Raw genomic sequence first — 26,624 nt, 5'->3', positions numbered from 1 at the left:
CAGCATTAAACATCTAGATCAAAGGTTTTTCTTAAAAGATCAATCGTTGGATTTTTCTCTTTTAGTTTTTCAAACTTTTCTATAGTTGTAAAGGCGTATTGTTTTTGTTTTATTTCATTAACTGTTACATCTATACTAATTTCAAAGTTATTCAGGGCTTTTCTAATATAGCCTAGAAGCTCATATTGATGCCGCTCAAGCTCAACTTTATTAGTCTCCGTTGGAAACTCTAAATGCGCTACTGAGCCTTTTAATTTTGGTGTATCAATAGAAAGAATTGAGGCTATGATATGTTTACCTTCATTTTGTAACTTATCAATATAAGCATTCCAAACAGTAATAAATTCTTTCTCTGTAAATGGATCTTTGGGTAATTGTTCTTCATCAACCACCACATCCATTTGTTTTATTTCGTGCGCTTTTTTAGTTCTTATACTGCTTAAGGACAGACCAGAGGTGCGTTTATTTTCTTTTTTTAAAATAACCTTTGGGGGAGTTTTTACTTGAAACTTTTCAAGCACTTTTGGTTCTGGATTAACAGCTTCATTTTTTACTTGAGTATCATCCGTTTGATTAGGCGAGGCCGTGTTAGGTCGTGTAACAGAAACAGGCGTAATTCCTTTTTTTCTGAAGTAAGAAGCGGGAATTATGTAATGTTTGCTATTTTTTTTTTCTCCATCAAAAGTGATAGAGGCAAGTTGCATTAAGCATAGCTCAACGAGTAACCGTTGATTTTTACTGGTCTTGTATTTTAAATCACATGCATTTGCTAAATCAATTGCTGATAGTAAAAAGGACTGTGATGCTTTTCTTGATTGCTCAAGGTATTTTAATTGTGTTTGTTCACCAACTTCCAATAGAGGTATGGTTTCTTCGGTTTTTGAAACCAACAAATCTCTAAAATGCGATGCCAAACCAGCTATGTAATGATGCCCGTCAAAACCTTTGGCAAGAGTTTCATTAAACTGAAGGAGTAACTCCGGAATGTTATTCTCAAGAATTAAGTCAGTACTTTTAAAATAGGTTTCATAATCAAGCACATTTAAGTTTTCGGTTACAGCTTGCCTAGTTAGGTTTTTGCCCGAAAAACTCACCACTCTATCAAAAATAGATAAGGCATCACGCATAGCTCCATCTGCTTTTTGAGCAATAATATGCAAAGCATCATCTTCCGCTTGAACACTCTGTTCTTTAGCAATATATTTTAAATAATCTTTGGCATCTTTTACTGTAATCCTTTTAAAATCAAATATTTGACAGCGCGATAAGATGGTTGGAATAATTTTATATTTTTCAGTAGTCGCTAAAATAAAAATACAGTGCTTGGGCGGTTCTTCTAAGGTTTTTAAAAAGGCATTAAAAGCCGCTTGCGATAGCATGTGCACCTCATCAATGATATAAACTTTATATTTCCCAACTTGAGGCGGAATTCTAACCTGATCGGTTAGGCTTCGTATATCATCAACAGAATTGTTTGAAGCAGCGTCAAGTTCAAAAATATTAAAAGCAAAATCTTCAGATTCAGATTCAGATCCATCACTATTAATCATTTTTGCTAAAATTCTGGCACAGGTGGTTTTCCCAACCCCTCGGGGCCCTGTAAACAACAAGGCTTGTGCTAAATGATTATTCTCAATGGCATTTAAAAGGGTGTTTGTAATAGCTTGCTGGCCCACAACATCTTTAAATGTTTGAGGGCGATATTTTCTAGCTGATACAATAAAATGCTCCATTGAAATTTCTTGAGATAACAAAGTTAAAAATTCAATTGAAAAATAAGAATTGAGAGCTTATAATTTGATAGGAGTTATTAACAATTTATGTACTTTTGCTTATAAGTAAATCGCCTTATCGCTGTTCAAAATTGAATGGAGGAAAGTCCGAACACCATAGTGCAATATAGTGGTTAATGGCCACCAGCCGAGAGGTTAGGAAAAGTGCAACAGAAAGAATGTACGGGTAATGCTGTAGTGAAATCAGGTAAACTCTATATGGTGCAATGTCATGTATACCAGCGTTTGAAAGCGGCACGTTTGATGCTGGAGGGTAGGCAGCTAAAGTGTATTAGTAATAGTACATTCAGATAAATGATAAGGGCTTTTTCTTTTTTAAGAAAAAGTACAGAATTCGGCTTATAGATTTGCTTAAGTATAATAAACCCTTCTTTAAGTTATTTAAAGAAGGGTTTATCGGTTATTAAAGTGACTAACTCTATTCTGTTTTTGGCGCATAGTCCATATCAGGACGCATTCTTCCTGTATATTCTTCTGTTCTGGTTACGTATTTCATAACTTTATTAAAGGTATCCCATCTATCAGGGCCAAGGGTTTCTCGGTTAGCCGTATCCTTTTTAGCAGAATCTATTTCATTTTCTGCTGATAAAGAAACTAAGTAATATGATTCTGTTTGACCTAAGCCATCACGATACACACGATAATAACGTGTAGAGCCCTTATCTTTAAACATTTGTTTTACAGCTTTCATGCCTTCTCGGATGTCTTTTGCGTGTTCGGGTTTGTAATACATATAAATCCAGGTTCTATAATTTTCATTACTAGGTGCATTTTCTACACCTTCAGGCATATAAGATAGCTCAGAATCTTTTACAAGAATATAAGTCCCATGCGAATCATAGTGTTTATCAAATTCTTTAAACATATCACTAAAATCATCTCCCATGGCTTCAGCCATTTCAGCAAAAGGACGTTCGTCCAATTCTGCAAAGTTCTCAATGGGCGATACATAGATGTATTTAAAATCGTTTGTTGAAGCTGCAAACCACGTTACGTCTACATTGTATTTTATACAGGCGTCTCTAAATTTTTTGGCTACTTTTTCATACTCCATAAAGCTAGAAGGCCTTACGTTGTCTTGATGAACTCTAAACATTTGTTGAGCGAAGGAAAAATTTACTACTAAACAGAATAATAGCGTTAATACAATGGCATTTTTAATTGTTTTCATAATTGATATTTTGGAAGGTTAGTGAATACTAAAGCGTAGAAACGAATTGCTCTATTTCTAAATGGTTTTATGTATTTGATAGCTACATAAGGATTAAGTATAACAGATGTGAAATATTGGATTAGGGAATAACGTGGCTTGCAAAAATGAAATTTTGAATGAATCAAGAAAATACTTTTCATAGTTATATTGATGTTAATGACGCCTTAACCATACAACATAAGTGGTAATTTATTACCAATGGATAGTAAATTATGAGTCTGGGACTCTTAGAGAGTTTCTAATTTACAGAAAAAAAAGGAATAAAAAAAATGGATTCAATTAGGCGTGTTCAAAAAAACTAAAAACATTACCTCCATAAGCTTTTGAGTATGCGTAATTTTCAATCTCTGATAAATCTGTATGCTTAGAATGCTCAACAACCAAAGTGCCGTTTTTAGATAAAATATTATTATTAAAAATCAACTCAGGTATTTTAGAAAACTGATCTTGAGTGAAGTTATAAGGCGGATCAGCAAAAATGAAGTCAGCCATTATATTTGTTTTATCTAAAAATTTAAAAACATCAGCTTTTAAGGTTTGTATAGGCATGCCAAAGCTATGGGCTGTTTGATTTATAAAATTAATACATCGGTGATCTTGATCTACGGCAGTGATGGTTTCTGTACCTCTTGAAGCGAATTCATAACTAATATTGCCCGTGCCTGCAAACAAATCAATTACAGATATGTCATCAAAATAATAAAGATTGTTGATTATGTTGAACAAAGATTCCTTGGCCATATCCGTTGTTGGCCGAACTGGAAGGTTTTTAGGTGCGTTTATTTTTCGTCTTTTATAAATGCCTGATATTATACGCATGATATACTTTTTATAAGCACAAAATTTGAATAATTTGAAGCTGTATGGCTATTTTCAAATTTGTAATTATCCATTATATTGCCAAAGGCAATAGTTCTTATATATTTATAGGCTATTTGATACAATGCATCCTCCTTATTAACATCACCTAAAAAGAGAAGCTCAAATGTTTCAGGGTTTAAACCTAATTGTTCTGCTGTAAACAGGATATAATAGATAAAGTCTTGGTCGGTTTGGTAGTTGAAACTGTTGTAAAGTTTTAGTTTTCCTTTTTCAATAACAATAATTTGAAAATTGTCTTTACTAACATGTACATAAAACTTTAAAGATGTTGCATGTTTTTCGAAATGAAGCAGTTCTTCTATTAAAACCGTTGATATGTGTTTAAAGGTGAAATCACCAAATTGGTCATATATAAAGTTGTTAACGTTAACATAAGGCACATAAACGTTAATGATATCTTGTTCGTTAAGCGCATCAAAAGTAACAAAATCAGTTTTTAAGATTTTAGAATTAAACTTTAAATAATCTGCTAAGTTCGCTTCATTAAATAAGGTTTTGGGTACTTGTACGGATAGGTCACTATCATGAATAACGGTAACCCTGTAAAAATTGTTAGCTAAATAAGTATCCGTATTAAAAAGATCTGTAAGTTCATTTAAAATATCTAACGGATTCAACTTTTTCCCAAAATGCTTTTCTTTTAAATGAAGTATGGTGTTAGATTGCGTATCTAGAATACAAAAAGAAAGTCCACTCAAACTGATTTGAATGGACAAGCTTAGTTTAGTTAGTTTGTTGTTAGTAATGTTACTCGTTTGAGCCATATGTTTTAGGCCAGTTACCATTGGTTTTAACCTCGTCCATTGATCCTACTTTAAGGGCATTACCATTAACACCATCAACAGATACTACTTGATTTTCCTGAATTAGTAAATCTTTATTTTGATCAAACAAAATAACATCTTTTTTTACTTTGGCTTCAAAAACAGGTATTTTTAATTTATTTTGCTCAATAAAGCCAGCTTTCAATTCAAATTTTGCATCAGGCTTTCCAACAGGCACATTCATCATAGTTTTATAACGATCAGACTTCTTAAATAGTGAGTCCTTTACAGACACAAAACCTAAGGTGTCAATGATAACAATATCCTTATAAGTATCTACTTGATATAGTTTAGTAAGTTCTTTGTCAATAATACTTGAGTCTCTTCGTTGGGTAATCGTGTATTCTGCTGTATCAATAAACTTAATTAAATTTTCAAATTTATCAGCAAATTTACCTGTAACCTGTCTGTGTGCTAATTGCGCATTTCTAATATCTCTTAAGCTTTCAATAACTTTAGCGTAACGCTTGTTTTTTGTTTTATTAAATTGAATGGGTTCATAAATAGATTGATACGTTTGGTAACCTAAATATCCAATTATAACCCAAAGTACTATGTTTAAAACAGGTTTTAATTTTGAAGGAATAAATTTGTCAATTAACTTAACTAAGCCAATTGTAACTAAAATCACTGCAACTGCAATAAGAATAAATGTCAACATAGTATGTTATTTAATTTTAATTTTGTTAAAGGAATTTAGCAAATCTACAATTTTTTTTTAATGGTAAAAACAAAGAGCGTAAAAATCATTTCTATCTTTGAACAATAAATTATTAGCCTTCTTTGTTAAATGCAAGCCTCAGAATTTTATTCCCTTATAAAACAGCAGTTTCCGTTTCAGCCAACGCTAAAACAAGATATTGTATTGCAACAATTATCTGAATTTATTTTTGGGAAATATCCAAAAGCCTTATATGTTTTAAAAGGTTATGCGGGAACTGGAAAAACCACCATAATTGGCACTATAGTAACTAATTTATGGAAAGCAAAGAAGAGTGCGGTGTTATTGGCACCAACAGGTAGGGCAGCCAAAGTGATATCTAATTATTCTAACAAAGAAGCTTTTACTATTCATAAAAAAATTTATTTTCCTAAAAAAAATAAAAGCGGAGGTGTCAAGTTTGTTTTGCAACCTAATAAACATAAAAATACGGTATTCATTGTTGATGAGGCTTCTATGATCCCTGACACTCCTGGAGAATCGAAGTTTTTTGAAAATGGCTCGTTACTTGATGATTTAATGCAGTATGTGTATTCTGGTCATCAATGTAAGTTGCTTTTAATAGGGGATACAGCACAGTTACCACCTGTAAAATTAGAACTTAGCCCAGCACTTGATGAAAATTTATTGAGTTTAAATTACAATAAAGAAGTCACTAGAATGGAACTTGATGAAGTAGTGCGTCAAGAACAAAATTCTGGTATTTTAGCAAATGCAACTGTGCTTCGAGAAGCCTTAATGAATATGAATTTTGACACTTTTAAATTTGATTTAAACGGCTTTAAAGACATTGTTAGGCTTATTGATGGCTATGAAATTATGGATGCTATTAATGAGGCATATAGTGAATTAGGCAAGGAAGAAACTGCCATCATTGTTAGGAGTAATAAACGTGCTAATTTATACAATCAGCAGATTAGGAGTCGGATTTTATTTAACGAAAACGAATTGTCTGCTGGTGATTATTTAATGGTTGTTAAAAACAATTATTTCTGGATAAAACCAACAACAGAAGCTGGTTTTATTGCAAACGGCGATATCATTGAAGTACTTGAAATATTTAGTATTATTGAGTTATATGGTTTTAGGTTTGCTGAAGTAAAAATTAGAATGGTTGATTATCCAAGGATGAAGCCGTTTGAAACGGTTTTAATCTTAGATACCATTGATGCCGAAAGCCCTTCGTTATCTTATGAAGACTCTAATAGACTGTATCAAGAAGTGATGAAAGATTTTGAAAATGAATCAAGTCAATATAAAAAGTTTTTAAAGGTAAAAAGCAATAAATATTTTAATGCGCTTCAGGTGAAATTTTCATATGCTATGACCTGTCATAAATCTCAGGGCGGCCAATGGGATACTGTTTTTGTTGAACAGCCTTATTTGCCAAATGGTATAGATAAAGACTATTTACGTTGGCTTTATACTGCTGTTACAAGAGCAAAAGAAAAATTGTATCTTATAGGTTTTAAGGAAACCTTTTTTGAGGAATAGTTGTTAATGTTAAAAAAGTATGACTGTAGAAACAATAATGAGCATTTGTCTAGGTATTGGTTTAGCTGCCTCTGTAGGTTTTAGAGTGTTTTTGCCCTTGTTTGCCTTAAGTCTGGTTGCTTATTTTGATGTTTGGCATCTCAATGAATCATGGGAATGGTTAGGCAGTACAGCCGCTTTAATAACGCTAGGTGTAGCTACTATTGTTGAAATTATAGCTTATTTTATACCTTATATTGATAATCTATTAGATACTATAGCTGTACCACTAGCCACTTTGGGAGGTACCCTTGTGATGTTATCAACAGTTTCAGAGTTAAGTCCGTTGGTAACTTGGGCATTGGCTATCATTGCGGGAGGAGGAACGGCCGCGGCTATTTCAGGCGCATCAAGTTCGGCTCGATTTACATCTACTGTTTCAACAGCGGGTTTTGGTAACCCCTTGGTCTCCATTTTTGAAACAGGATGTTCTATCATTATGGCACTAATTTCAATTTTTTTGCCATTACTAGGAGGCGTTTTTGTGTTACTATTGCTAATATTTATTTATAAATTCTTTAGAAAGTTTAAATCTTCAACGCCCTAAGACCATATAAATTTTATTACTTTTGATATTTAGTTTTTAAGTCTTTTTCAACATAAAATTTATAGCCCTTGAAAATAATTTCAATGATTCCAGCGCGCTATGCGGCCTCACGTTTCCCTGGTAAACTCATGCAAGACCTTCATGGTAAAACGGTGATTTTAAGAACTTATGAAGCCACGGTGGCTACAAACCTTTTTGATGATGTTATTGTAGTTACTGATAGTGACATTATTTACAATGAAATTGTCAGTAATGGAGGTAAGGCCATGATGAGTATAAAGGAGCATGATTGTGGATCTGATAGGATTGCCGAGGCTGTTGAAAACTTAGATATTGACATTGTTATCAATGTTCAGGGTGATGAACCTTTTACGGATGAGAAGTCACTAAGTAAACTTATTCAGGTGTTTAAGGAAGACAAAAACAAGGAAGTTGATTTGGCGTCTTTAATGGTTCACATTACAGAAGAAGCGGAAATTAATAACCCGAATACGGTAAAGGTTATTGTAGATCAATCTAAATTTGCTTTATACTTTTCTAGAAGTCCTATTCCATATCCTAGAGAAAAAAAATCAGGTGCAAAATATTATAAGCACAAAGGGGTTTATGCTTTTAGAAAGGAGGCCATACTTGATTTTTACAGATTACCCATGCTTCCACTTGAAGCTTCCGAAAAAATAGAATGTATCCGCTATTTAGAATACGGAAAACGTATTAAAATGGTTGAAACAGATATTCAAGGTGTTGAAATTGATACGAAAGAAGACTTAGAGCGCGCAAAGAAATTATGGAGATAGACTATAAAAATATCAAGGTTATAGGTTTTGATGCTGATGACACCTTATGGGTTAATGAAACTTATTTTAGAGATGCTGAAGCTGAATTTTGTAGGTTGCTTTCTAAATACGAAACACCAAACAAGATTGATCAAGAGCTTTTTAAAAAGGAGATTAGTAACCTGCCTATGTATGGATATGGCGTTAAAGCATTTGTTTTGTCTATGGTAGAGTCGGCACTTGAGCTATCAAATTATGATATTCCAAATAAAACACTTGAAGCTATCCTTAATATAGGTAAGGATATGCTTAAAAAACCTGTAGAATTACTTGATGGGGTAGATGTTGTTTTAAAAACCTTATCAAAAAAGTATAGACTTATTTTAGCTACTAAAGGCGATTTACTTGATCAGGAACGCAAACTGGAGAAGTCTGGTTTAACCGATTATTTTCATCATATTGAAGTACTAAGCGATAAAAAAGAAGATAATTATGCTAAACTTTTAAAACACTTAGATATTCATCCGTCCGAATTTTTAATGATTGGTAATTCTCTTAAATCTGATGTTTTGCCATTAATAAATATTGGGGCACAAGCCATTCATGTACCATTTCATACCACGTGGGCGCATGAAGAGGTTACTGATGAAGATACCAACGGAAAAACATATAAAACCATTAATACCTTAAAATCGCTATTAAAATACTTTTAGGCCTTGAAACTAATAGATTTGAATACTTGGAACAGAAAAGCATTGTATCATCACTTTTCTACGTTTAAAGATCCTTATTTTGGAATAACAGCGCAGGTCAATGTATCTAGGGCGTATTTGTTTTCAAAAAAGAACAAAATCAGTTTTTTTGCTAGGTATTTACATGATTGTATGAAAGCCATTAATACAATTGATAACTTAAAATTAAGAATTCAAGATGGGCAAGTGGTTATGTTTGATGTTATAAATGCTTCTGCCACTATTTCAAGAAAAGATAATACGTTTGGGTTTTCATTTATTGATTATGACGAGAGTTTTTCAAAATTTAAAAAGAATTTTGAAAGTGAAAAGAAGCGCATACATCAAAGTGATGAATTGTTTCCTTCAAACAATGGTTTAGATTGTATTCATTGTTCAGCGTTGCCATGGATAAATTTTACAGGACATAAAGAGCCTGTATCAGGAAAACAAGAGTCTATACCCAAGTTAAGCTTTGGTAAGGTGGTAAAAAATGATCATGACATGATGATGCGTGTAGGTATTCAGGTAAATCATGCACTAGTTGATGGCTATCATGTAGGACTTTTTTTTGAAAAATTTCAAGAAAACCTTGACAAATAGATTTTAAATAATAGTATTTTTACTTGTTCTAAAAATAGACATATAAATGAATTATAAGAACTTTCCCATGGTGTCAAAGGTGATTTTTGGCAGAGGTAGTTTTAATCAAGTAAATGATGTTTTAGCTCCAAAACGTTTAGGCATTCATTCTCCTTTTATATTTTTAATTGATGATGTGTTTAAAGGTAATTCATGGTTAACGTCAAGAATATCTTTAGCTTATGATGATAGGATTATATTTGTTTCAACTAAAGAAGAACCGAAAACCGCTCAGGTAGATGATTTGGTAGAAGATATCATTTTAAAAGGAAAAGAACGTCCATCGGGTATTATAGGAATTGGAGGTGGAAGTATTTTAGACTTGACCAAGGCTGTTTCTATTATGTTAACAAACGACGGTCTGGCTGAAGATTATCAAGGATGGGATCTAGTAAAGAACCCCGCCATATATCACGTCGGTGTACCAACGCTGTCTGGTACAGGTGCTGAAGTATCTAGAACAGCTGTATTAACAGGACCAGAAAAAAAACTGGGAATTAATTCAGATTTTACACCTTTTGATCAGGTTATTTTGGATTCAAAATTGACCAGGGGAGTCTCTAAAGAGCAATGGTTTTATACAGGAATGGACTGTTATATTCATTGTGTAGAATCGCTTACAGGCACCTATTTAAATGCTTTTAGCCAGTCTTATGGTAACATGGCGCTTGAGTTGTGTAAAGAGATTTTTCTTGATGATAAGCTTTCTGAAGAAGAAGCTCAAGAAAAATTAATGATGGCTTCGTGGCATGGAGGTATGAGTATTGTTTACTCTCAGGTTGGCGTAGCACATGCCTTGAGTTATGGGTTATCCTACTTATTAGGAACCAAACATGGTATAGGAAACTGTATCGTTTTTAATCATTTAGAGGAATTTTATCCTGAAGGCGTTAAAATTTTTAAAGAGATGTTAGCTAAACATCATATTAGTTTACCACAAGGTGTTTGTGCTCATTTAAGTGATAGCGAGTTTGACATTATGATAGATGTTGCGCTAGGGCTAGAACCACTATGGGAAAATGCTATTGGTATAGATTGGAAAAAAACGATTACCAGAGAGAAATTAAAATCACTTTATCAAAGAATGTAATATGCAATGGTTGGCTAAACTTATATATTTTAAATTGTTAGGTTGGCAACTTGTTGGTAATACTTCATTTTCAAAAGATTCTGTAAAAAAAGCGGTTATTATTGCTGTACCTCATACAAGTTGGCATGATTTCTACATTGGTATTCTGTTAAGAGCAGTAGTAGGAGTAAAAACCAATTTTATTGGAAAAAAAGAACTTTTTATTTTCCCATTCGGGATTTTTTTTAGAGCGCTTGGGGGTGCTCCTATAAATAGACAATCGAATGAAAATAAGGTAGATATGATTGCTAAACTCTTTCAAGAACATGAGGAGTTTAGAATTGCACTAGCTCCAGAGGGCACCCGAAAAAAGGTTAAACAATGGCGCACAGGTTTTTATTACATTGCTAAAAAGGCCAAGGTTCCTATCATTATGTTTACTCTAGATTTTGGTAAAAAACAAAACAAAGTTTCAGAACCATTTTATCCATCAGATAATATAGAAGCTGATTTTGAATATATGCATCAGTTCTTCATTGGCGTAGAAGGCAAAATTGCAAAATATTCTTAGAGAAATGCCGTTAATTTGGCATGAAAATTGTTATTAATATGATAAGTTCATGAAACATAAAGTAAACAAGATATTGTCCCTAAAAAGAAACATGACTAACAAAGCTACTCACCTTTGAAGTAGCTTTTTTTTATTAGAACCGTTTTTAAAGCTCCATTGGCTTTCTTTACAACCATGCTGAACGTATCATTATGCATCACTTGTGCAGAGCCATTAATAAAGTCACATAAAGGTGTTGATTGAACATCTAAATCATCTACAGTTATAATTTCATCACCATACTCTAATTGCTCTTTTAAATCAGCACTCCACACTATGCCAACAATAATCTTATTGCCTAAAATACTTGGAGAAAACCCCAAGTGCTTCTGCTTCATATCCACAACACGATTATGCGGATTAAAGTAAAATCTTTTTTGCTTAAAATTAAAAGTCATAGTGCCATATTTTAACATTTCGGCGCCTATTCTAGAATTAGTATCATTCGTTGTTTTTACTAAAGTATTATTAAAAACAGTATTTACAAACTTTAGTTGATCTATTATCAGTCGGTATTGTGTATTCTGTTTAGCCGTACCAAATAAACTCATAGAAGCACTTCCTGTAGCTTCAGAAACTTTGGTATAGATACCATAATCACTTAATTTATTCATATGATTTAAGGTTAAATCATAAAAACCTTTCATACCTGTATCAATGAGAACATGCTCTTTTACGGTTTTATCTCCTTTAAATTCAATCCATATATACGGACTCTTTTGAGCATTGATTAAGTCCATTTTAAAGGCTTCATCCTTATTTAAATGCAGGCGCTTAGGCGTATCAGTAACTACAAGTAATTTATTATCAAGGTTAATTTGAATGATAGATTTGTACAACATATTACTTCCTATAATACCATCTATATCAAAACAATCAAAAATTAAATTATGTGAGGTATTATCAACAAGCGTTGGACAATTTATAAATCTAATAGAACCAAGTTGCAATTCTGGAATGGAAACAAGTTCTAACTGGTTGCGCTTGTTTGTAGCATCAGATACGTTGATTTGCGAAATAGACTTGCTTTCAATTTTAACACTAAGTTCTTTAGAAATTACATTTGGCGCCCCTGTGTCTAGCATGAATTTATAGGTTCTGTTTTCAATAGTTACAGGAATAATTATTTTTTCAGAAATAAAATCAAAATGAATCTCCGTGTAATAGTTTTTATCTGAGCGTAAACCTTTTGTAAATCTGTTTTGTTGGGCCTCAATAGTGTTATTCATGAAAATCATGCAACCCAATAAGAGAATACTTAAAGCTTTTATTGATTTTTTTTTTTGCATAATACTATAATACAGAAACGTTTAATGTTTTTAATTACAGCACACTAAACTAAGTACATTTTTAAGGATGTGGTTAAAAAAAACGTTAAAATAGCAATAAGCTATTTAAATTAATAGGAACGTTGTATCTTTTCGCTTTACAAGTAGATTCTATGATAAAAGACACTAAAATTGCAGTATTGATAGATGGTGATAATATTCCTTCAAAATACATCTCTGAAATGATGGAGGAAATAACAAAGTATGGCACACCAACCATTAAAAGAATTTATGGAGATTGGACTAACCCCTACCTTTCTAAATGGAAAAAAGTCTTGTTAGAACATGCCATCACACCCATTCAGCAATATGGATATACACAAGGAAAAAATGCCACAGATTCAGCTATGATTATTGATGCGATGGATATTTTATATTCCGAAAAGGTTAATGGTTTTTGTTTAGTGTCTTCTGATAGCGATTTTACAAAATTAGCCACACGTTTAAGAGAAGCAGGAATCGTTGTTTATGGCATGGGAGAAAAGAAAACCCCAGATCCTTTTATTGTAGCTTGTGATAAGTTTATTTATTTGGAAATTCTTAAAAAAGATACAGAAGAAGCGGTAGGAGGGAAAGACGTAAAGAAAAAGAATTTATACAACCTCACTCCCAAAATCATTCGTTTATTGCAAAATTCTGTTGAAGATGCCGCAGATGATGATGGTTGGGCTTTTTTAGGAGATGTGGGATCTTTAATATTAAAAAAACAACCAAATTTTGATTCAAGAAATTTTGGTTTTGAAAAGTTAACGCCTTTGTTCAAATCATTAAAGCAGTTTGAGTTGGAAACAAGAGACCAACCCAATGCACGATTTAAACTTATTTTTGTAAAGAATAAGACTTAACTAACTTATTTATTCCATTTCCTGATACTAACAGATTGCTCAGTAGGGAAATCTTCAGGAACTTTTTGCGTGACTTTACCTGTTGCCGCCCATTCTACACCACGTTGAAAGGTGGTAATAAATCCAACACATTCAAAAGAATAATCCATATGTCCCATGGCTGAATGGAATATCCTGCCTTTTCCATAATCAATAGTCATAAGCATGGGTTCATGACGCTGCGTTCCCTTATATTTTTTGTCAGAATAAGCCGTGGCCAATATGGTCATATTTTCGGCAGGTCCTCGCATTTCAGCGTATAGTTCATCTTTGGTGTGAAGCCAGGTTTCTGGCAGTCCTTTCATAATAGGGTGGTCTTTAGCCCGTGTTTTTAATACGTAATTGTGTTGCGGACCATGAGAAGCACATTTACCATCAGACGGATCGCGTACAAGTTCATCGTCATCATTATAATATACATAAGGTCCCGTGTGAATATCACGACCACCCCAACCTCCTAGGCCAATCATTTTATTAAACTGATCCCAATCGCCCCAAGCGTTGTTTGCCGCATGAATTAAAACAAATCCACCGCCATTTTTTACAAACGTTTCAAAATTTGCCTTGGTGGCTTCAGGCCATTGAGAGGATTTCCAACCAAAATTAGAAATGACCACATCGTAATTTTTGAAATTAGGATTAAAATCAGGATCATATTTTGTACTGTCTACCTCAATTCTTGATACACCATCCTGTAACGGATATAGTTTTAAAAGCTCATGAATGTCACTAACATTTTTAACGGGGTTGAAATGCGGCCCCATCCAGGTATATTTTTTTCTATTAATATCTACCTCAAACAAACCTGTTTGTTCTAAATAATCTTTCATCATAAAGGTTGTTTTGGGCCAAATACCATGGTTATTCTCACCGTCAACAATAAGTACCTTTATCTTTTTTTCTAGAGTAGGACTATTTAGAGCAAGCCTAGAATCTGTTTGCGATTTACAACAAAAAAAAGTGGTGGTTAAAATTACGAGTAAAATAATTCGAAATAACATATGAGTTTTTTATTTGAAAACGAAAGATAAAAAAATAAATAAGATTTAAAGCTCTAAAATTTGGTTCATGACCCAGCTGGTATGAAGGGCAGATGCTCCAGTTGATGGGTGCGATGTTTTTAAGTGAAATAAATAATCTTTCATGTTTTTTACATGAAACTCTTGAATATGCTTAGGGTTGTCAATAAATAAGGTTTCATTTACATCGGTACTTTTTAAAACAATAGGGTTTTCGTGAAAAACAGAAAATGTAATGGTACCTCTATTTCCATAAATAGTAACAGTGTCTTGATGGTCATCACAGCCAAAATTCCAAACACCACTGCCTGAAATACCAGATGTGTGTAACCAAGTGGCACTAACGGCATCTTTTGCAGAGTATAGGTTTTGCTGATTTAAGCTGATACCTTTAGCTTTTTCAATGGTTCCTAAAAGAAATACAAATAAATCAATTCCATGGCTCGCCAGATCATCAAAATAACCACCAGGTGCAATCTTTGCATCGGTTCGCCAATTGTAAGCTTTTGATTGGTCTAACTCACTGGCGGGTTTGCTTAAATACGCAGAAATATGTCTTACTGCACCAATGTAATTTTTATCAAGCCATTCTTTCACCTTTAAAAATCTAGGGAGTGAGCGGCGGTAGTAAGCCACAAATAGGGGTAAGTTTTTATTTTTAAACGCATTATAAATATCTAAACTATCAGAATAGCAAGGAGCCAATGGCTTTTCAATACAACAAGGTTTATTAGCTTCAGCTACTTTTAGAGCATAGTGTTTATGTGAATCTGGAGGTGTAGCGATATAAACCGCATCTATTTCTGGACTATTAATAAGATCATCAGCATTAGTGTAGGTGGTTGGTATTTGATGTCTTTTAGCATAATCCAGAAGTTTCTCAGCATCACGCCGCATAACAGCATGCAATTTAAAACCTTCAGTAAGTTGATAAGCAGGGCCACTTTTTAGTTCTGTGACGTTGCCACATCCAATAATACCCCAACGAATTGTTTTATGATTCATTATAGATGCACAGTATTTAAAACAAAAACTAAAAGAGAGCTTGAAGCCCTCTTTTTATTATTCAGTCGTTTCTTCCATGGTGTGATATACATTTTGCACATCATCGTCTTCTTCTAGCTTTTCTAACAACTTTTCAACATCTTCAGCCTGTTCAGGGGAAATAGATTTTGTGACTTGAGGAATGCGCTCAAAACCTGAAGATAATATTTCAATACCTCTGTTTTCTAATTCAGATTGAATGGCACCAAAACTCTCAAAAGGTGCATAAATGAGTATACCATCCTCATCAGCAAAAACCTCTTCAGCACCAAAGTCAATAAACTCTAATTCTATTTCTTCAGGATCTAATCCTTCAGCATTGATTCTAAAATTACAGGTGTGATCAAACATAAATACAACAGAACCCGATGTGCCTAAACTCCCATTACATTTGTTAAAATAACTTCTTACATTGGCAACGGTTCTGGTGTTATTATCAGTGGCTGTTTCTACCAGTACAGCAATGCCATGTGGTGCATACCCTTCAAAAATAACTTCTTTATAGTCGCCCTGATTTTTATCAGACGCTCGTTTTATAGCGCGCTCAATATTATCTTTTGGCATGTTTACAGCCTTAGCATTTTGTATGACTGCTCTTAATCGGGAATTGCTGTCAGGATCTGGACCACCTTCTTTTACAGCCATAACAATGTCTTTCCCAATGCGAGTAAAGGCTTTACTCATGGCAGACCAACGTTTCATCTTTCTTGCTTTTCTAAACTCAAAAGCTCTTCCCATAATATATGTTTTATTTGATTTTCTCCTTGGTTTAAGAGAATGGTTTATGTGTTATATTTTGCCTCACAAAGTTAAAAACCTTGGGGTTATTTGCAAATTATTCCTCAGGTTCTACAATATATTCAATGGCTTTTGCCAACTGAAAGTCTTTATTGGTTACGCCACCAGCATCATGCGTAGATAATGAGATTGTTAACACGTTGTATTCATTGGACCAGCTAGGGTGGTGATTAAGCGCTTCGCATTCAAAAGCGATACGACTCATAGCGCTAAAGCAATCTTTGAAATTTTCAAATTCAAATTCAGCATGAATAGCATCATCATAATATTCCCACTCAGGAAGATGAAGCAATTTTTTTTCTATGTCTTGTTCTGTAAGTTTACTCATAGTTAAAGGTTTTAATCTATGTTACAATGTAATCATTTGATTAATGAAAATCAACTCATTTTTTTACTTCGCTTAGTATGTCATGACTTTTTAGTTGTAAATGTTTAGGAAGCAGATTGTACTTGGGCAAAACAGCCAAATAGCGTTCTTCGTTTGTCGTGTATACATGTTTATAGATAACATGCTCTGAAAATTGATGATATGTTACCAATTCTTTGATAAAATCATCATGATGTACTAAATCTTTACTTCCTAGATGGAAAACACCATATTTATTTCTATTGATGATGTAGTGAATTTGTTGGGTAAGTTTGCTGTCGCTCGTAACATTCATAATTAAGTTAGGAAATACTTCAACAGGTTCATGGGCTTTAATGAGTTGTTCAATTTCTTGAATTCTAGGAGATTGTGGCCCAAATACCATTGGCAATCTTAAAATAGCTACCTTTTTTTTAGGTAAACGGAGTAACATGTTTTCAATCTTTATTTTAAAATGCCCATAAATACTATTGCTATAGGTTTTATCAAGCTCATAGCTAGGATATTTGCTATAAGCATCAAAAACATTGGCTGACGACAAAAATATGAGTTTTACCTGTTCATGAAAAACATATTCTACTAGATGCTGATGGAGTATTACTTGTTTTGAAAAGTTACCACGTAATGCTGAAATAATAATGGTTGGTTTAACGATATCTAGAATTTCAAAAATATCATCTTCTTCTAAATTGTATTGAAAAAAATGTTTATTCTTTTCGTATGCTTTATTGCTAATGTTATATGTAGCAAACGTTTTAAAATAAGGGCAAAGCTCTTTGTAGATAGCTTTTCCTAAAAAGCCACTGCCCCCTAAAATTAAAACCCTGTGTTTGCTGCCTATTATTACTCGCTTCCCCTTCATTTATAGCATAACTCATTCTTTTAACCTTTATAAAAGGGTAGTTTTACGATGGTTGCAGGGATTGTTTTTTTACGTATCTGAATGTAAATTTTACCCCCTAAACCAGCTAACGCCGTTTGTACATAACCTAAACCAATACCTTTTCCTAATGAAGGCGACATGGTGCCAGAAGTTACAATACCTATTTTAACACCATGATCATCAACAATCTCATAGTCTTGACGTGGTATACCGCGTTCGTTTAATTCAAATGCTATGAGTTTCCGTTTAGGACCATTTTCTTTTTCTAGCTTTAAGGCTTCAGAATTTGTAAACGTTTTAGTGAATTTGGTAATCCATCCCAAACCTGCTTCAATAGGCGAGGTAGTATCATCAATATCATTACCATAAAGGCAGTAGCCCATTTCTAATCGTAAGGTATCTCTTGCTGCTAGACCTACTGGTTTAATACCAAAATCTGCACCAGCTTCAAATACCTTGTCCCAAACCTGTTGTACTTCGGAATTCTTACAGTAAATTTCAAATCCACCACTGCCAGTATAGCCAGTTGCCGAAATAATCACATGTTCAATACCTGCAAAATCGCCAACCACAAAATTATAGAATTTAATAGCAGACAAATCATGACTTGTTAGAGACTGCATAGCTTCAATAGCTTTTGGACCTTGAATAGCTAATAAGGAATAATCATCACTTAAATTTCGCATGGTAGCTCCAACATCGTTTTTTGATTGTATCCAATTCCAATCTTTTTCAATATTACTTGCATTAACAACTAATAAATATTGGTCTTCCTTAAGCTTATATATTATTAAATCATCCACAATACCGCCATCATCATTAGGCAAACAGCTGTATTGCGCTTTACCAATGGTTAATTTTGACCCATCATTGCTTGATACTTTTTGAATTAATGCCAAAGCATGTTCACCTTCAATTAAAAACTCTCCCATATGAGACACATCAAAAACACCTACAGCCTTTCTTACCGTTTCATGTTCTATGTTTACACCTTCATATTGTACAGGCATATTAAAACCTGCAAAAGGTATCATTTTAGCTCCAAGTGCTTTGTGAGTTACTGTTAAGGCTGTGTTTTTCATCTACTATATTGTTTATTTTGACTTGAACAAATGTATATAAATTTCTGCGTTTCTAATTCATGTACGTTTTATATTAACATGGATTTAGAGTTTATATAAAATTAAAGAATCGTTTAGTTTCAATTAAAAGACTAAACTACAAGTGTTCACCTCTCTATATAAATTCAATTTTAGAAAATAGTAATAGTAGATTGGTTGTCGGAGTGATATAGATGCCTTATTTTAACCATTTGGAATAAAGAGATTCTTTTGGTTTTGACTTTTTTATGACACTTAGTAAAAGTAATAAATTAAAAAAAAGATTAATTGATATTATTTTTTAATAGTTTAGATATTGGTATCACATGCCCATTGGGCTCTATTTTAGACAAAGTGTTTAGAAAGTTGTATAGTAACCTGTAACTTAATAACCTTAAGATTTTAATTTTGAATAGTTTATAGGGGGATTGTTTTAATAATTAAAACAGGTGAGCGATATGTTGAAGATCTTTAAATCTTAACGTCTAAGTCCAAACGAATTCTATCTCCGGTTTCTTTAGTTAAACCAAAAGGTACAAGCTGTTCTACTTTATAGTATTTTAAAGTAAGTTTCATGTTTTTAGCCAATAAATAGCTAGCGACCAACTCAATACCTTTAAAGTTTGTTAGTCTTCCGTCGGGAGAATCAAAACTAGAATAATCCCATCTTGCCCAATCATTTTGAGCCAAAAAGTCAACGGCGGCATAGCGCTCTAAATAGGTGTATGTAGCTTTGAACTTCCAATCTTTTTTTTGCTTTAAACTACCGTAGCTTATTGCTGTAATAAAGCCATTTTTTTGGTTTTTAAAGAGCGAATCGATGTTTTCGTTTTGATTATAGTCTTGAAAATTATGATAATAATCTACTTCAAAAAAGATTTGGTGTGGTTGTGAAATTCGTAAAGTGGTGCCTAAGTTGAAAATGGCATAATCAAATGTAAACGTCTCGCTTCCATCAGGAATGTTAGGCATGTTTTTGAAATAATACAACGAGGAGAATAAGGCTATTTTTTGTTTCAATACCGTAGTTGATGCTTGTAAACCTTGAAAATATCTATCCTTATCTAATGATGTTCCCGATGCTCTAACTATAAAATGTCCTGCATTTATGTCTAATTTATCAAATACGTTGGAATCAAAATGCACTTTCTTTTTAAAAAATAAACCTTCGGGATAAACGTTATCACTCCAAAACAGCTCATGTTGCTTGTAAAATGGAAATGTATTTTTGCCTAGCCAAAATTTATAACCTTTTTGCTCTGCTTGAAAGTATAGTTTTTCAAAGCCCAACGGTATAACATTAAACTCTCCAAACCCATCGCCAATAGTAATTTGCGGGTCTTGCTGTTTATTTGGTAATCCTGTTCTTATACGAGATCCAAAGTCTGACCAATGGTTTAGTTTATAAGTAAACCCAGCTCTCAATCTATATCTAAGTCGTGTGCGGTTGTCTCTAAAAGTACCATCTGATTTTTTTGAATTCCAATCCTCTTCAACTCTAAATCTAAAATCGGCATTAAACTTTAATTTATTTGTTGAAGATTCTTGACTGTTAACGAGTAAAGGAAAAATTATGCACGTCAATAATACATAAATCAAGGTTTGTTTTGATAACATTTAGTCTAAAGTTAATTAGTTGTGATAAAATTAATAGTAAAGCTATTAAAAGCGCATGACAAAAATCATACAAATACAAAAAAACAAGCCGAATATACTATTTTATAGAAAGCTTTAAAAAATCAAATAAAAAATAAGGTATTGTGTTGCTTAGGAGAAAGGAAGGCTTGATTTATTTGACAATGAATTTTGAAATTTTTACCCTTGGTATTCTATTTCGAATGCAATCACACATAAGTCTTAACTAAATGCTTAGTATATATTCTTTGTTCCTTTTATCATTTCAAACTGCTATATTAAGTACTTAGGTTTTAATAAAATTTTAAAAGTTAATACAAAAATAGGGTTTTTGTTACCATTTGGCCCTTATATCCATGTAACACCTTAATAGAATTTGCAATGACAAAAAACTTACTAACTATTGCTTTATTGTTTGTATACAGTATAATGGCTATAGCTCAAAATGAGGAAAACCAACAAGTAGACCCTTCAAAGCCAACTAATATTTATGATAGAGTTAATAATAATTTAGAGTTTACTGATAGAAGTGGTAAACAAGAATTTGGCTATAGATTTAATTATAGTTATGCCAATGAATTGGGTATTCAAGCTACTCTTGAAGTACCGTTTTTATATAGTGTTGATAATAATAACTTTGGAGTTAGTGATTTAAGATTACGAGCATTTTATGTGCCTTATACAGACTATGATAAATTATTTGGTGGTTTAGGCGTGTCTATGGATATATTTATTCCAACAGGTGACATAAACAAGGGATTAGGTTCAGGCTCATGGAGTGTTTCTCCAGGTGTTATAATGGGATTAATGCTTAGTGACTCTTATTCGCTTTGGCCAATTGTATCGTATAGATACCAAATTGGAGCTTCACAAGAAGTTAATGTTATTAAACATGGCGGAAGTTTACAGTTACTTAATAGTGTATCTTTTTCTGACCGAATTTATCTTTTAGCTTCGCCAATGTTTATTATTAATGATTTTCAAAATGACTTTGAGGATCTGGTAGGAGGGGAGGTTGAACTCAATTATATGATAATACCTAATAAATTGCAAATAGGCACATTTACCAGACATTTGGCCAATAAAGGGGTGCATACACAATCGTATAGGTTGTTCGCAAGGTTTTTCTTGTAGGTATAAATAAAACATTGGATACAAAAAAAAGGCCTGCCAAAATGTGTTGCAAGCCTTTTTTTGTAAAACTTTCTATTTATCGTAATAAAAATGATTTTAATTCATCATAAGAAGAAATGGACGTAGACTCTTTCTTTTTACCCATGACTTCTTGAATTTGTTTGGGTAAAGGTTGGTCAATTTTAACAACATCTTCAACCACATCTAAAAATTTAGTAGGATGCGCTGTTTCTAAAAATACACAATGCGCATTGGGGTGTTCTTTTAAATACGATTTACACCCTAAATATCCTACTGCACCATGTGGATCAGCAACATAATTATAATTATTATAAATCTCAAGCATAGCGTCTTTGGTTTCTTCATCAGTAAAGCTGTAAGAAGATAAATTTTCTTTCAGGGTATTAAACTGATTTTTGTAAATCTCTTGAATTCTTATAAAGTTACTGGGCGCACCAACATCCATAGCATTACTTATAGTTTGTACCGAAGGTTTAGGTTCATACAGTTGAGAAATTAAATATCGTGTTACCACATTATTTGCATTGTTTGATGCAATAAAGTTATTGATTGGTAAACCTAACTGCTGCGCCATCATTCCAGCGCAAATATTGCCGAAGTTACCACTAGGCACAGAAAATACAATGTCTTTATGCGTGTTATGCAGTTGTTTATAAGCAAACATAAAGTAGAATAATTGAGGCAACCAACGCGCCACATTTATAGAGTTTGCAGAGGTCAACTGCATTTGTGAGGTTATAGACTTATCAAGAAAGGCGGTTTTTACCATAGCCTGGCAGTCATCAAACGTGCCATCAACTTCAAGCGCTTTAATGTTTTGTCCTAAGGTAGTTAATTGCTTTTCTTGAATGTCACTTACTTTTCCGCTGGGGTATAGTATAACAACATTTACCCCTTTTACCCCTAAAAAACCATTAGCCACAGCTCCACCTGTATCACCTGATGTTGCTACTAACACCGTTACTTCTTCACTATTATCGCTATTAAAATACCCTAAACAACGAGCCATAAATCGTGCTCCAACATCTTTAAAGGCCATAGTAGGTCCGTGAAAGAGTTCTAAAGTAGAAATAGTGTCATTGAGTTTTACCACAGGAAAATCAAATGACAATGTTTCTTCAACTATAGTTTTTAAAACAGCTTCTGGAATTTCAGGAGAAACAAACTGTTTTATGGCTTCAAAAGCTATCTCTGTGTATGATAAATCATCTATTTGCTCAAAAAAATACTTGGGTAAAGGGGTAATACTTTCAGGAAAGTAGAGCCCTTTATCTGGTGCTAAACCTTTTATTACGGCATTTTTAAATGATGAGTTTGGAGCTTTATGATTAAGTGAATAATAATTCATTTTTTATTATTTTAAAATTTTAACACCTTGAGTGTTTATTTTTGAAACATGAATTTCAAAGACTATCTCTGTATTTTTATAAACTGATGCGATGGCTTCTTTAACAGTATTGGCTGTGTCTAGCCCTTGGCTTAATGAAAATATAGATGGGCCAGAACCAGAGATACCAACCCCTAAGGCTCCAGCTTGTAAAGCTGCTTCTTTTACCAATTTAAATTCTGGGATTAATTGACTTCTATAAGGTTCAATAATCACATCATTGAGAGCGTCACCGATGAGTTCAAAGTCATTAGTATGTAACGCATGAACTAAACTCCCTAAATTAGCCCATTGTTCAATGGCTTTGTTTAAAGGCACTTCGGTGGGTAAAATAGCTCTAGACTCTGATGTTTTTATTTCTATTTGCGGGTGAATAATAGTAGCATATAATCCGTCTGGACTTGGTAAATCTAAAATTTTTAAAGGAGATATGCTTTTCACTAAGGTAAAGCCACCAAACAGAGCAGGGGCTAAGTTGTCTGCATGTTCACATTTGCTTGCTAAGGCTTCTCCTTGTATAGCAAATGCTGTAAGCTGGGTTTTATTAAAGGGTCTTCCAAGTAGTTCATTCATACCAAATACGCTGCCAACAGCACTCGCAGCACTACTGCCAATACCGCTTCCAGGTTTTATTTTCTTGTAAATTTCAATTTCAAAACCAAAATCAAGATCTAAAGTATTGTACATGGCTAGTGCCGAAACGCCAGCCACATTTAATTCGGTCTCATAAGGCAAATCAAAGCCTTCAATATGGCTAATATGAATGCCTTTCTTTTCAACTTTTCTTATCACCATGTGGTCACCAACACTATCTAAGCAAAACCCTAGAACGTCAAAACCACATGCTACATTTGCTACAGTAGCTGGAGAAAATATTTTAATCTCGTTCATTTTATCTATTAAATAGTTTTCGGCTGCACTAGAGCAATAACTTGAACTTCTTTCATGTAACATTATATTGTTCTTTCTAATTAATTATAATGCATTAGTCATTTCCTAACCTAATGATATCTGCAAATAATCCAGATGCAGTAACATCTGCCCCCGCACCAGCGCCCTTAATAATCATAGGGTTGGTAGGGTAGCGTTCTGTGTAAAACATCACAATATTATCACTACCTTCTAAGTTATAAAACGGATGTCCTTCTGGAATTTCTTGCAGACTAACACTTGCTTTTCCGTCTTCAAATTTAGCTACGTATTTTAATTGACAATGATTAGACTTGGCAGACGCATATAATTTTTGATAATGGGCTTCATCAGCAATTAATGTGTTATAAAAATCATCAACGGAATCACTTTTTAATCCTGCTTCAGAAAGAAAAGAGGTATTCTCAATATCTTCTAAATTTATTTTCACACCACTTTCTCTTGCTAAAATTAATATCTTTCTAGCAACATCAACACCACTTAAGTCAATTCTGGGATCAGGCTCTGTATACCCTTCGGCACCAGCCTGTTTTACAATGTCATAAAATTTAGTTGTATCATTAAAATTATTGAAAACAAAGTTTAAACTTCCTGATAACACGGCTTGGATAGACTTAATTTTGTCACCAGAAGCCACAAGATTTCTCAGCGTGTCTATAACGGGTAAACCAGCTCCTACATTTGTTTCAAATAAAAACGGAGCGTTATATTTTAAAGACAAACGTTTTAATAATTTGTAATTTTCATAGTCACTAGAGCAAGCTATTTTATTACAAGCCACAATAGCAATGCTTTCTCGTAAATATTGGGCATATAAATCGGCTACATTCTTATTTGCAGTTACATCAACAAATATACTGTTGCGTAAATTCAAAGCTTTAGCCTTTTCAAAAAAGCCTTGTAGGCTGGCTGTTTCTCCTGACTCTAGTTGTTCTTTCCAATTGGATAAGTCTAAGCCATGCTCCCCAAAAATCATTTTTCTTGAGTTAGACAACCCTATCACCCGTAATTTAATTTTCAGGTTATCTTTCAAGTATTTTTTTTGCTGTTTAATTTGTTCAACTAAACGTTCACCCACATTACCAACCCCAGTGATAAAAACATTTAACTGTTTCGTTTTTGATTCAAAGAATTGCTCATGAAGAGTATTTAAAGCTTTTTTAACATCACTTTCAGTAATTACTGCCGTGATATTTTTTTCAGAAGCACCCTGCGCAATAGCTCTTACATTAACATTGTTTTTTCCTAGGCTACTGAACATTTTACCACTAATACCTTGATGGTTTTTCATGTTGTCTCCAACGAGTGCAATCATAGATAACCCTGTTTCAACGATAAGAGGCTCAATTTTATTTAAAGCAATTTCGTTTTCAAAAATAGCATCAATGGCTACTTTGGCATTTTCAGCATCTTTTTCTTCAATACCTAAGCATATAGAATGTTCAGAAGACGCTTGAGTAATCATAATAACATTTATTTTTTCTTGAGAAAGTGTTTCAAACAAACGCTTAGAAAAACCAGGAATACCCACCATTCCACTACCTTCAAGTGTAAGAAGCGCTATGTTATTGATGTTACTAATTCCTTTTACAGGACCGTTAGCATCGCTATCTTCATTTGAAATCACAGTTCCAGCTTCATTCGGGGCCAAAGTGTTTTTAATATGAATAGGAATATTTAAATTCAATACAGGCTGCACGGTTGGCGGATACAATACTTTAGCTCCAAAATGCGATAATTCCATCGCTTCTTGATAGGATATTTTTTCAATAGGATAGGCCTGCTTAACCAATTTAGGATTGGTTGTGTACATCCCACTAACATCTGTCCATATTTCTAACTGATCAACTTTCAATGCGGCAGCTATTATAGCAGCGGTAAAATCTGAACCACCTCTGCCTAATGTGGTTTGCTCACCCGATTTTGAGCGGGCTATAAACCCAGGTAAAATAGTTATAGTTTGTTTGGCCGAACTAAAATAATCCTGAATATTCTTATTAGTTATTTGATAATCAACCTCTGCTTTTGTGAAATTTGAGTTTGTGACCACTAGTTCTTGAGCATTTTTTCTATCAGCAGAAAGTCCTCTGTTTTTTATGGTTTCAGCAATAAGGAACGAAGACAATAACTCGCCATAACTCACTAATTTATCTGAAGTTTTAGGAGATAATTCATTAATCAAATAAATACCTTCTAGTAAACTTTTTAAAGCTTCTAATTGGCGTTCAACATATCCTAAAATCTCTTGATTATTTACAGGATTTAATTCCTGAATGATACTAAAATGCTTGTCTTTAATAAGCTGAAAGGTTTCTAGAAACTGTTGGTCTTTATTTTGAGCTTGTTTCCCTGCTAAGAGTAATTTGTCTGTTATACCACCTACGGCAGAAACAACACAGGCTAATGGCCCTGTTTTGCTATAGTTTTCTAGAATATTTATAACGTTATTTATGTTTTTTGAAGAACCTACAGAAGTTCCTCCAAATTTTAAAACTTTCATGTTTTAATGCGTTGAATAATTAAAAAAATACTTGAAATACTGTGATTGTAAAAATCACAAAAATAGCCCGAGGAATATATATCTAGCAACCCCAAGGGGTTGTGATATTTGTAGTTGTACCAAAAATAGAAGGCATGCTTTCTATTAAGAAAGAATGACATGCATTAATATTTAGGCTTAAATGATTCATTATTGTTATAATAATACAGCTCAAAAGTATTACTTTTAGGTTAATAAAAAAACTTTAATATTT

Annotated in this window: 25 protein-coding genes and 1 other RNA gene; 10 read left to right on the top strand and 16 right to left on the bottom strand. The window is 33.2% G+C overall.

All coding sequences use genetic code 11. The annotated features are described in order from the left end of the window. Nucleotides 1-5 precede the first annotated feature (5 nt). Complete coding sequence (dnaX, locus tag FGF67_RS15665; protein ID WP_139698704.1) at nt 6-1,733, bottom strand: DNA polymerase III subunit gamma/tau; 1,728 nt, start codon at nt 1,731-1,733, stop codon at nt 6-8. Nucleotides 1,734-1,835: 102 nt separating this feature from the next. On the opposite strand from dnaX, the gene rnpB reads away from it, so the two are divergent. Continuing rightward, an RNA gene (rnpB, locus tag FGF67_RS15660) (RNase P RNA component class A) lies at nt 1,836-2,151 on the top strand. Nucleotides 2,152-2,211: 60 nt separating this feature from the next. On the opposite strand, the gene FGF67_RS15655 is transcribed toward rnpB, so the two are convergent. The 4 genes from FGF67_RS15655 to FGF67_RS15640 all read right to left on the bottom strand — a co-directional run bounded on the left by FGF67_RS15655 (nt 2,212) and on the right by FGF67_RS15640 (nt 5,373). Then, complete coding sequence (locus FGF67_RS15655) at nt 2,212-2,964, bottom strand: hypothetical protein (RefSeq protein ID WP_139698703.1); 753 nt, start codon at nt 2,962-2,964, stop codon at nt 2,212-2,214. A 321-nt stretch (nt 2,965-3,285) separates the two neighbouring features. After that, nucleotides 3,286-3,825 carry a 16S rRNA (guanine(966)-N(2))-methyltransferase RsmD gene (gene rsmD / locus FGF67_RS15650; protein ID WP_139698702.1) on the bottom strand — a complete coding sequence of 180 codons (540 nt, stop codon included), beginning with the start codon at nt 3,823-3,825 and terminating at the stop codon, nt 3,286-3,288. After that, nucleotides 3,816-4,673 (bottom strand): DUF3822 family protein, encoded by an 858-nt coding sequence (locus tag FGF67_RS15645; protein WP_233244104.1) that lies wholly within the window; start codon nt 4,671-4,673, stop codon nt 3,816-3,818. The genes rsmD and FGF67_RS15645 overlap by 10 nt, the downstream gene beginning before the upstream one ends. Continuing rightward, nucleotides 4,636-5,373 carry a hypothetical protein gene (locus tag FGF67_RS15640; protein ID WP_199240700.1) on the bottom strand — a complete coding sequence of 246 codons (738 nt, stop codon included), beginning with the start codon at nt 5,371-5,373 and terminating at the stop codon, nt 4,636-4,638. The genes FGF67_RS15645 and FGF67_RS15640 overlap by 38 nt, the downstream gene beginning before the upstream one ends. A 129-nt stretch (nt 5,374-5,502) precedes the next feature. On the opposite strand from FGF67_RS15640, the gene FGF67_RS15635 reads away from it, so the two are divergent. From FGF67_RS15635 to FGF67_RS15605, 7 genes are all read left to right on the top strand, one after another. Then, the gene (locus tag FGF67_RS15635) at nt 5,503-6,927 is read left to right on the top strand and encodes an ATP-dependent DNA helicase (RefSeq protein ID WP_139698700.1); all 1,425 of its coding nucleotides are present in this window, start codon (nt 5,503-5,505) and stop codon (nt 6,925-6,927) included. 19 nt (nt 6,928-6,946) lie between these two features. Then, the gene (locus tag FGF67_RS15630; protein WP_139698699.1) at nt 6,947-7,513 is read left to right on the top strand and encodes a DUF4126 domain-containing protein; all 567 of its coding nucleotides are present in this window, start codon (nt 6,947-6,949) and stop codon (nt 7,511-7,513) included. Nucleotides 7,514-7,596: 83 nt separating this feature from the next. Next, complete coding sequence (kdsB, locus tag FGF67_RS15625) at nt 7,597-8,310, top strand: 3-deoxy-manno-octulosonate cytidylyltransferase (protein WP_199240702.1); 714 nt, start codon at nt 7,597-7,599, stop codon at nt 8,308-8,310. Beyond that, nucleotides 8,301-9,002: an HAD family hydrolase gene (locus tag FGF67_RS15620; protein WP_139698697.1), complete on the top strand. Its 702-nt coding sequence runs from the start codon at nt 8,301-8,303 to the stop codon at nt 9,000-9,002. The genes kdsB and FGF67_RS15620 overlap by 10 nt, the downstream gene beginning before the upstream one ends. A gap of 3 nt (nt 9,003-9,005) precedes the next feature. Beyond that, the gene (locus FGF67_RS15615) at nt 9,006-9,623 is read left to right on the top strand and encodes a CatA-like O-acetyltransferase (RefSeq protein ID WP_139698696.1); all 618 of its coding nucleotides are present in this window, start codon (nt 9,006-9,008) and stop codon (nt 9,621-9,623) included. Nucleotides 9,624-9,669: 46 nt separating this feature from the next. Beyond that, nucleotides 9,670-10,752 (top strand): iron-containing alcohol dehydrogenase family protein, encoded by a 1,083-nt coding sequence (locus FGF67_RS15610; protein ID WP_139698695.1) that lies wholly within the window; start codon nt 9,670-9,672, stop codon nt 10,750-10,752. Nucleotide 10,753: 1 nt separating this feature from the next. Further along, nucleotides 10,754-11,302, top strand: coding sequence for a 1-acyl-sn-glycerol-3-phosphate acyltransferase (locus tag FGF67_RS15605; protein ID WP_139698694.1), 549 nt, complete (start codon nt 10,754-10,756; stop codon nt 11,300-11,302). 104 nt (nt 11,303-11,406) lie between these two features. Here FGF67_RS15605 and FGF67_RS15600 read toward each other — a convergent pair whose 3' ends face one another. Continuing rightward, nucleotides 11,407-12,630, bottom strand: a complete 1,224-nt coding sequence (locus FGF67_RS15600) for a retropepsin-like aspartic protease (RefSeq protein ID WP_139698693.1) — start codon at nt 12,628-12,630, stop codon at nt 11,407-11,409. A 152-nt stretch (nt 12,631-12,782) separates the two neighbouring features. Here FGF67_RS15600 and FGF67_RS15595 point away from each other — a divergent pair, with 152 nt between their 5' ends. Then, the gene (locus tag FGF67_RS15595) at nt 12,783-13,514 is read left to right on the top strand and encodes an NYN domain-containing protein (protein WP_139698692.1); all 732 of its coding nucleotides are present in this window, start codon (nt 12,783-12,785) and stop codon (nt 13,512-13,514) included. A 5-nt stretch (nt 13,515-13,519) separates the two neighbouring features. Here FGF67_RS15595 and FGF67_RS15590 read toward each other — a convergent pair whose 3' ends face one another. From FGF67_RS15590 to FGF67_RS15560, 7 genes are all read right to left on the bottom strand, one after another. After that, on the bottom strand, nt 13,520-14,554 hold the full coding sequence (locus FGF67_RS15590; protein WP_139698691.1) for a ThuA domain-containing protein: 1,035 nt from the start codon (nt 14,552-14,554) through the stop codon (nt 13,520-13,522). A gap of 45 nt (nt 14,555-14,599) precedes the next feature. Continuing rightward, entirely contained in the window at nt 14,600-15,577 is a 978-nt protein-coding gene (locus FGF67_RS15585; protein ID WP_139698690.1) for a Gfo/Idh/MocA family protein, read from the bottom strand. 57 nt (nt 15,578-15,634) lie between these two features. Beyond that, nucleotides 15,635-16,354 (bottom strand): YebC/PmpR family DNA-binding transcriptional regulator, encoded by a 720-nt coding sequence (locus FGF67_RS15580; RefSeq protein WP_139698689.1) that lies wholly within the window; start codon nt 16,352-16,354, stop codon nt 15,635-15,637. Nucleotides 16,355-16,451: 97 nt separating this feature from the next. After that, complete coding sequence (locus FGF67_RS15575; protein ID WP_139698688.1) at nt 16,452-16,742, bottom strand: 4a-hydroxytetrahydrobiopterin dehydratase; 291 nt, start codon at nt 16,740-16,742, stop codon at nt 16,452-16,454. A gap of 55 nt (nt 16,743-16,797) precedes the next feature. Next, nucleotides 16,798-17,643, bottom strand: coding sequence for a sugar nucleotide-binding protein (locus FGF67_RS15570; RefSeq protein WP_139698687.1), 846 nt, complete (start codon nt 17,641-17,643; stop codon nt 16,798-16,800). A gap of 20 nt (nt 17,644-17,663) precedes the next feature. Beyond that, nucleotides 17,664-18,746, bottom strand: coding sequence for a glycine cleavage system aminomethyltransferase GcvT (gene gcvT / locus FGF67_RS15565; protein ID WP_139698686.1), 1,083 nt, complete (start codon nt 18,744-18,746; stop codon nt 17,664-17,666). Between the two features lie 489 nt (nt 18,747-19,235). Further along, nucleotides 19,236-20,381 carry a putative porin gene (locus tag FGF67_RS15560; RefSeq protein WP_139698685.1) on the bottom strand — a complete coding sequence of 382 codons (1,146 nt, stop codon included), beginning with the start codon at nt 20,379-20,381 and terminating at the stop codon, nt 19,236-19,238. 399 nt (nt 20,382-20,780) lie between these two features. On the opposite strand from FGF67_RS15560, the gene FGF67_RS15555 reads away from it, so the two are divergent. Then, nucleotides 20,781-21,533: a transporter gene (locus tag FGF67_RS15555; RefSeq protein ID WP_139698684.1), complete on the top strand. Its 753-nt coding sequence runs from the start codon at nt 20,781-20,783 to the stop codon at nt 21,531-21,533. A 76-nt stretch (nt 21,534-21,609) separates the two neighbouring features. Here the strand turns inward: FGF67_RS15555 and thrC are convergent, their stop codons facing one another. The 3 genes from thrC to thrA all read right to left on the bottom strand — a co-directional run bounded on the left by thrC (nt 21,610) and on the right by thrA (nt 26,371). Then, entirely contained in the window at nt 21,610-22,902 is a 1,293-nt protein-coding gene (gene thrC / locus FGF67_RS15550; protein WP_139698683.1) for a threonine synthase, read from the bottom strand. Nucleotides 22,903-22,908: 6 nt separating this feature from the next. After that, on the bottom strand, nt 22,909-23,832 hold the full coding sequence (locus FGF67_RS15545; RefSeq protein WP_139698713.1) for a homoserine kinase: 924 nt from the start codon (nt 23,830-23,832) through the stop codon (nt 22,909-22,911). Nucleotides 23,833-23,926: 94 nt separating this feature from the next. Next, nucleotides 23,927-26,371, bottom strand: a complete 2,445-nt coding sequence (thrA, locus tag FGF67_RS15540) for a bifunctional aspartate kinase/homoserine dehydrogenase I (RefSeq protein WP_139698682.1) — start codon at nt 26,369-26,371, stop codon at nt 23,927-23,929. Nucleotides 26,372-26,624 lie beyond the last annotated feature (253 nt).

It is taken from the genome of Allotamlana fucoidanivorans (genome assembly GCF_006265225.1).
Lineage (GTDB): Bacteria > Bacteroidota > Bacteroidia > Flavobacteriales > Flavobacteriaceae > Allotamlana > Allotamlana fucoidanivorans.
The sequence above is the reverse complement of the archived record's forward strand: the minus strand, read 5'-3'. Positions and strand labels throughout refer to the sequence as shown.

Coding starts and splice junctions, on each gene's coding strand:
- dnaX (WP_139698704.1), bottom strand. CDS start 1,733: ATGGAGCATTTTATTGTATCAGCTAGAAAATATCGCCCTCAAACATTT.
- FGF67_RS15655 (WP_139698703.1), bottom strand. CDS start 2,964: ATGAAAACAATTAAAAATGCCATTGTATTAACGCTATTATTCTGTTTA.
- rsmD (WP_139698702.1), bottom strand. CDS start 3,825: ATGCGTATAATATCAGGCATTTATAAAAGACGAAAAATAAACGCACCT.
- FGF67_RS15645 (WP_233244104.1), bottom strand. CDS start 4,673: ATGGTAACTGGCCTAAAACATATGGCTCAAACGAGTAACATTACTAAC.
- FGF67_RS15640 (WP_199240700.1), bottom strand. CDS start 5,373: ATGTTGACATTTATTCTTATTGCAGTTGCAGTGATTTTAGTTACAATT.
- FGF67_RS15635 (WP_139698700.1), top strand. CDS start 5,503: ATGCAAGCCTCAGAATTTTATTCCCTTATAAAACAGCAGTTTCCGTTT.
- FGF67_RS15630 (WP_139698699.1), top strand. CDS start 6,947: ATGACTGTAGAAACAATAATGAGCATTTGTCTAGGTATTGGTTTAGCT.
- kdsB (WP_199240702.1), top strand. CDS start 7,597: ATGATTCCAGCGCGCTATGCGGCCTCACGTTTCCCTGGTAAACTCATG.
- FGF67_RS15620 (WP_139698697.1), top strand. CDS start 8,301: ATGGAGATAGACTATAAAAATATCAAGGTTATAGGTTTTGATGCTGAT.
- FGF67_RS15610 (WP_139698695.1), top strand. CDS start 9,670: ATGAATTATAAGAACTTTCCCATGGTGTCAAAGGTGATTTTTGGCAGA.
- FGF67_RS15605 (WP_139698694.1), top strand. CDS start 10,754: ATGCAATGGTTGGCTAAACTTATATATTTTAAATTGTTAGGTTGGCAA.
- FGF67_RS15600 (WP_139698693.1), bottom strand. CDS start 12,630: ATGCAAAAAAAAAAATCAATAAAAGCTTTAAGTATTCTCTTATTGGGT.
- FGF67_RS15595 (WP_139698692.1), top strand. CDS start 12,783: ATGATAAAAGACACTAAAATTGCAGTATTGATAGATGGTGATAATATT.
- FGF67_RS15590 (WP_139698691.1), bottom strand. CDS start 14,554: ATGTTATTTCGAATTATTTTACTCGTAATTTTAACCACCACTTTTTTT.
- FGF67_RS15585 (WP_139698690.1), bottom strand. CDS start 15,577: ATGAATCATAAAACAATTCGTTGGGGTATTATTGGATGTGGCAACGTC.
- FGF67_RS15580 (WP_139698689.1), bottom strand. CDS start 16,354: ATGGGAAGAGCTTTTGAGTTTAGAAAAGCAAGAAAGATGAAACGTTGG.
- FGF67_RS15575 (WP_139698688.1), bottom strand. CDS start 16,742: ATGAGTAAACTTACAGAACAAGACATAGAAAAAAAATTGCTTCATCTT.
- FGF67_RS15570 (WP_139698687.1), bottom strand. CDS start 17,643: ATGAAGGGGAAGCGAGTAATAATAGGCAGCAAACACAGGGTTTTAATT.
- gcvT (WP_139698686.1), bottom strand. CDS start 18,746: ATGAAAAACACAGCCTTAACAGTAACTCACAAAGCACTTGGAGCTAAA.
- FGF67_RS15560 (WP_139698685.1), bottom strand. CDS start 20,381: ATGTTATCAAAACAAACCTTGATTTATGTATTATTGACGTGCATAATT.
- FGF67_RS15555 (WP_139698684.1), top strand. CDS start 20,781: ATGACAAAAAACTTACTAACTATTGCTTTATTGTTTGTATACAGTATA.
- thrC (WP_139698683.1), bottom strand. CDS start 22,902: ATGAATTATTATTCACTTAATCATAAAGCTCCAAACTCATCATTTAAA.
- FGF67_RS15545 (WP_139698713.1), bottom strand. CDS start 23,832: ATGAACGAGATTAAAATATTTTCTCCAGCTACTGTAGCAAATGTAGCA.
- thrA (WP_139698682.1), bottom strand. CDS start 26,371: ATGAAAGTTTTAAAATTTGGAGGAACTTCTGTAGGTTCTTCAAAAAAC.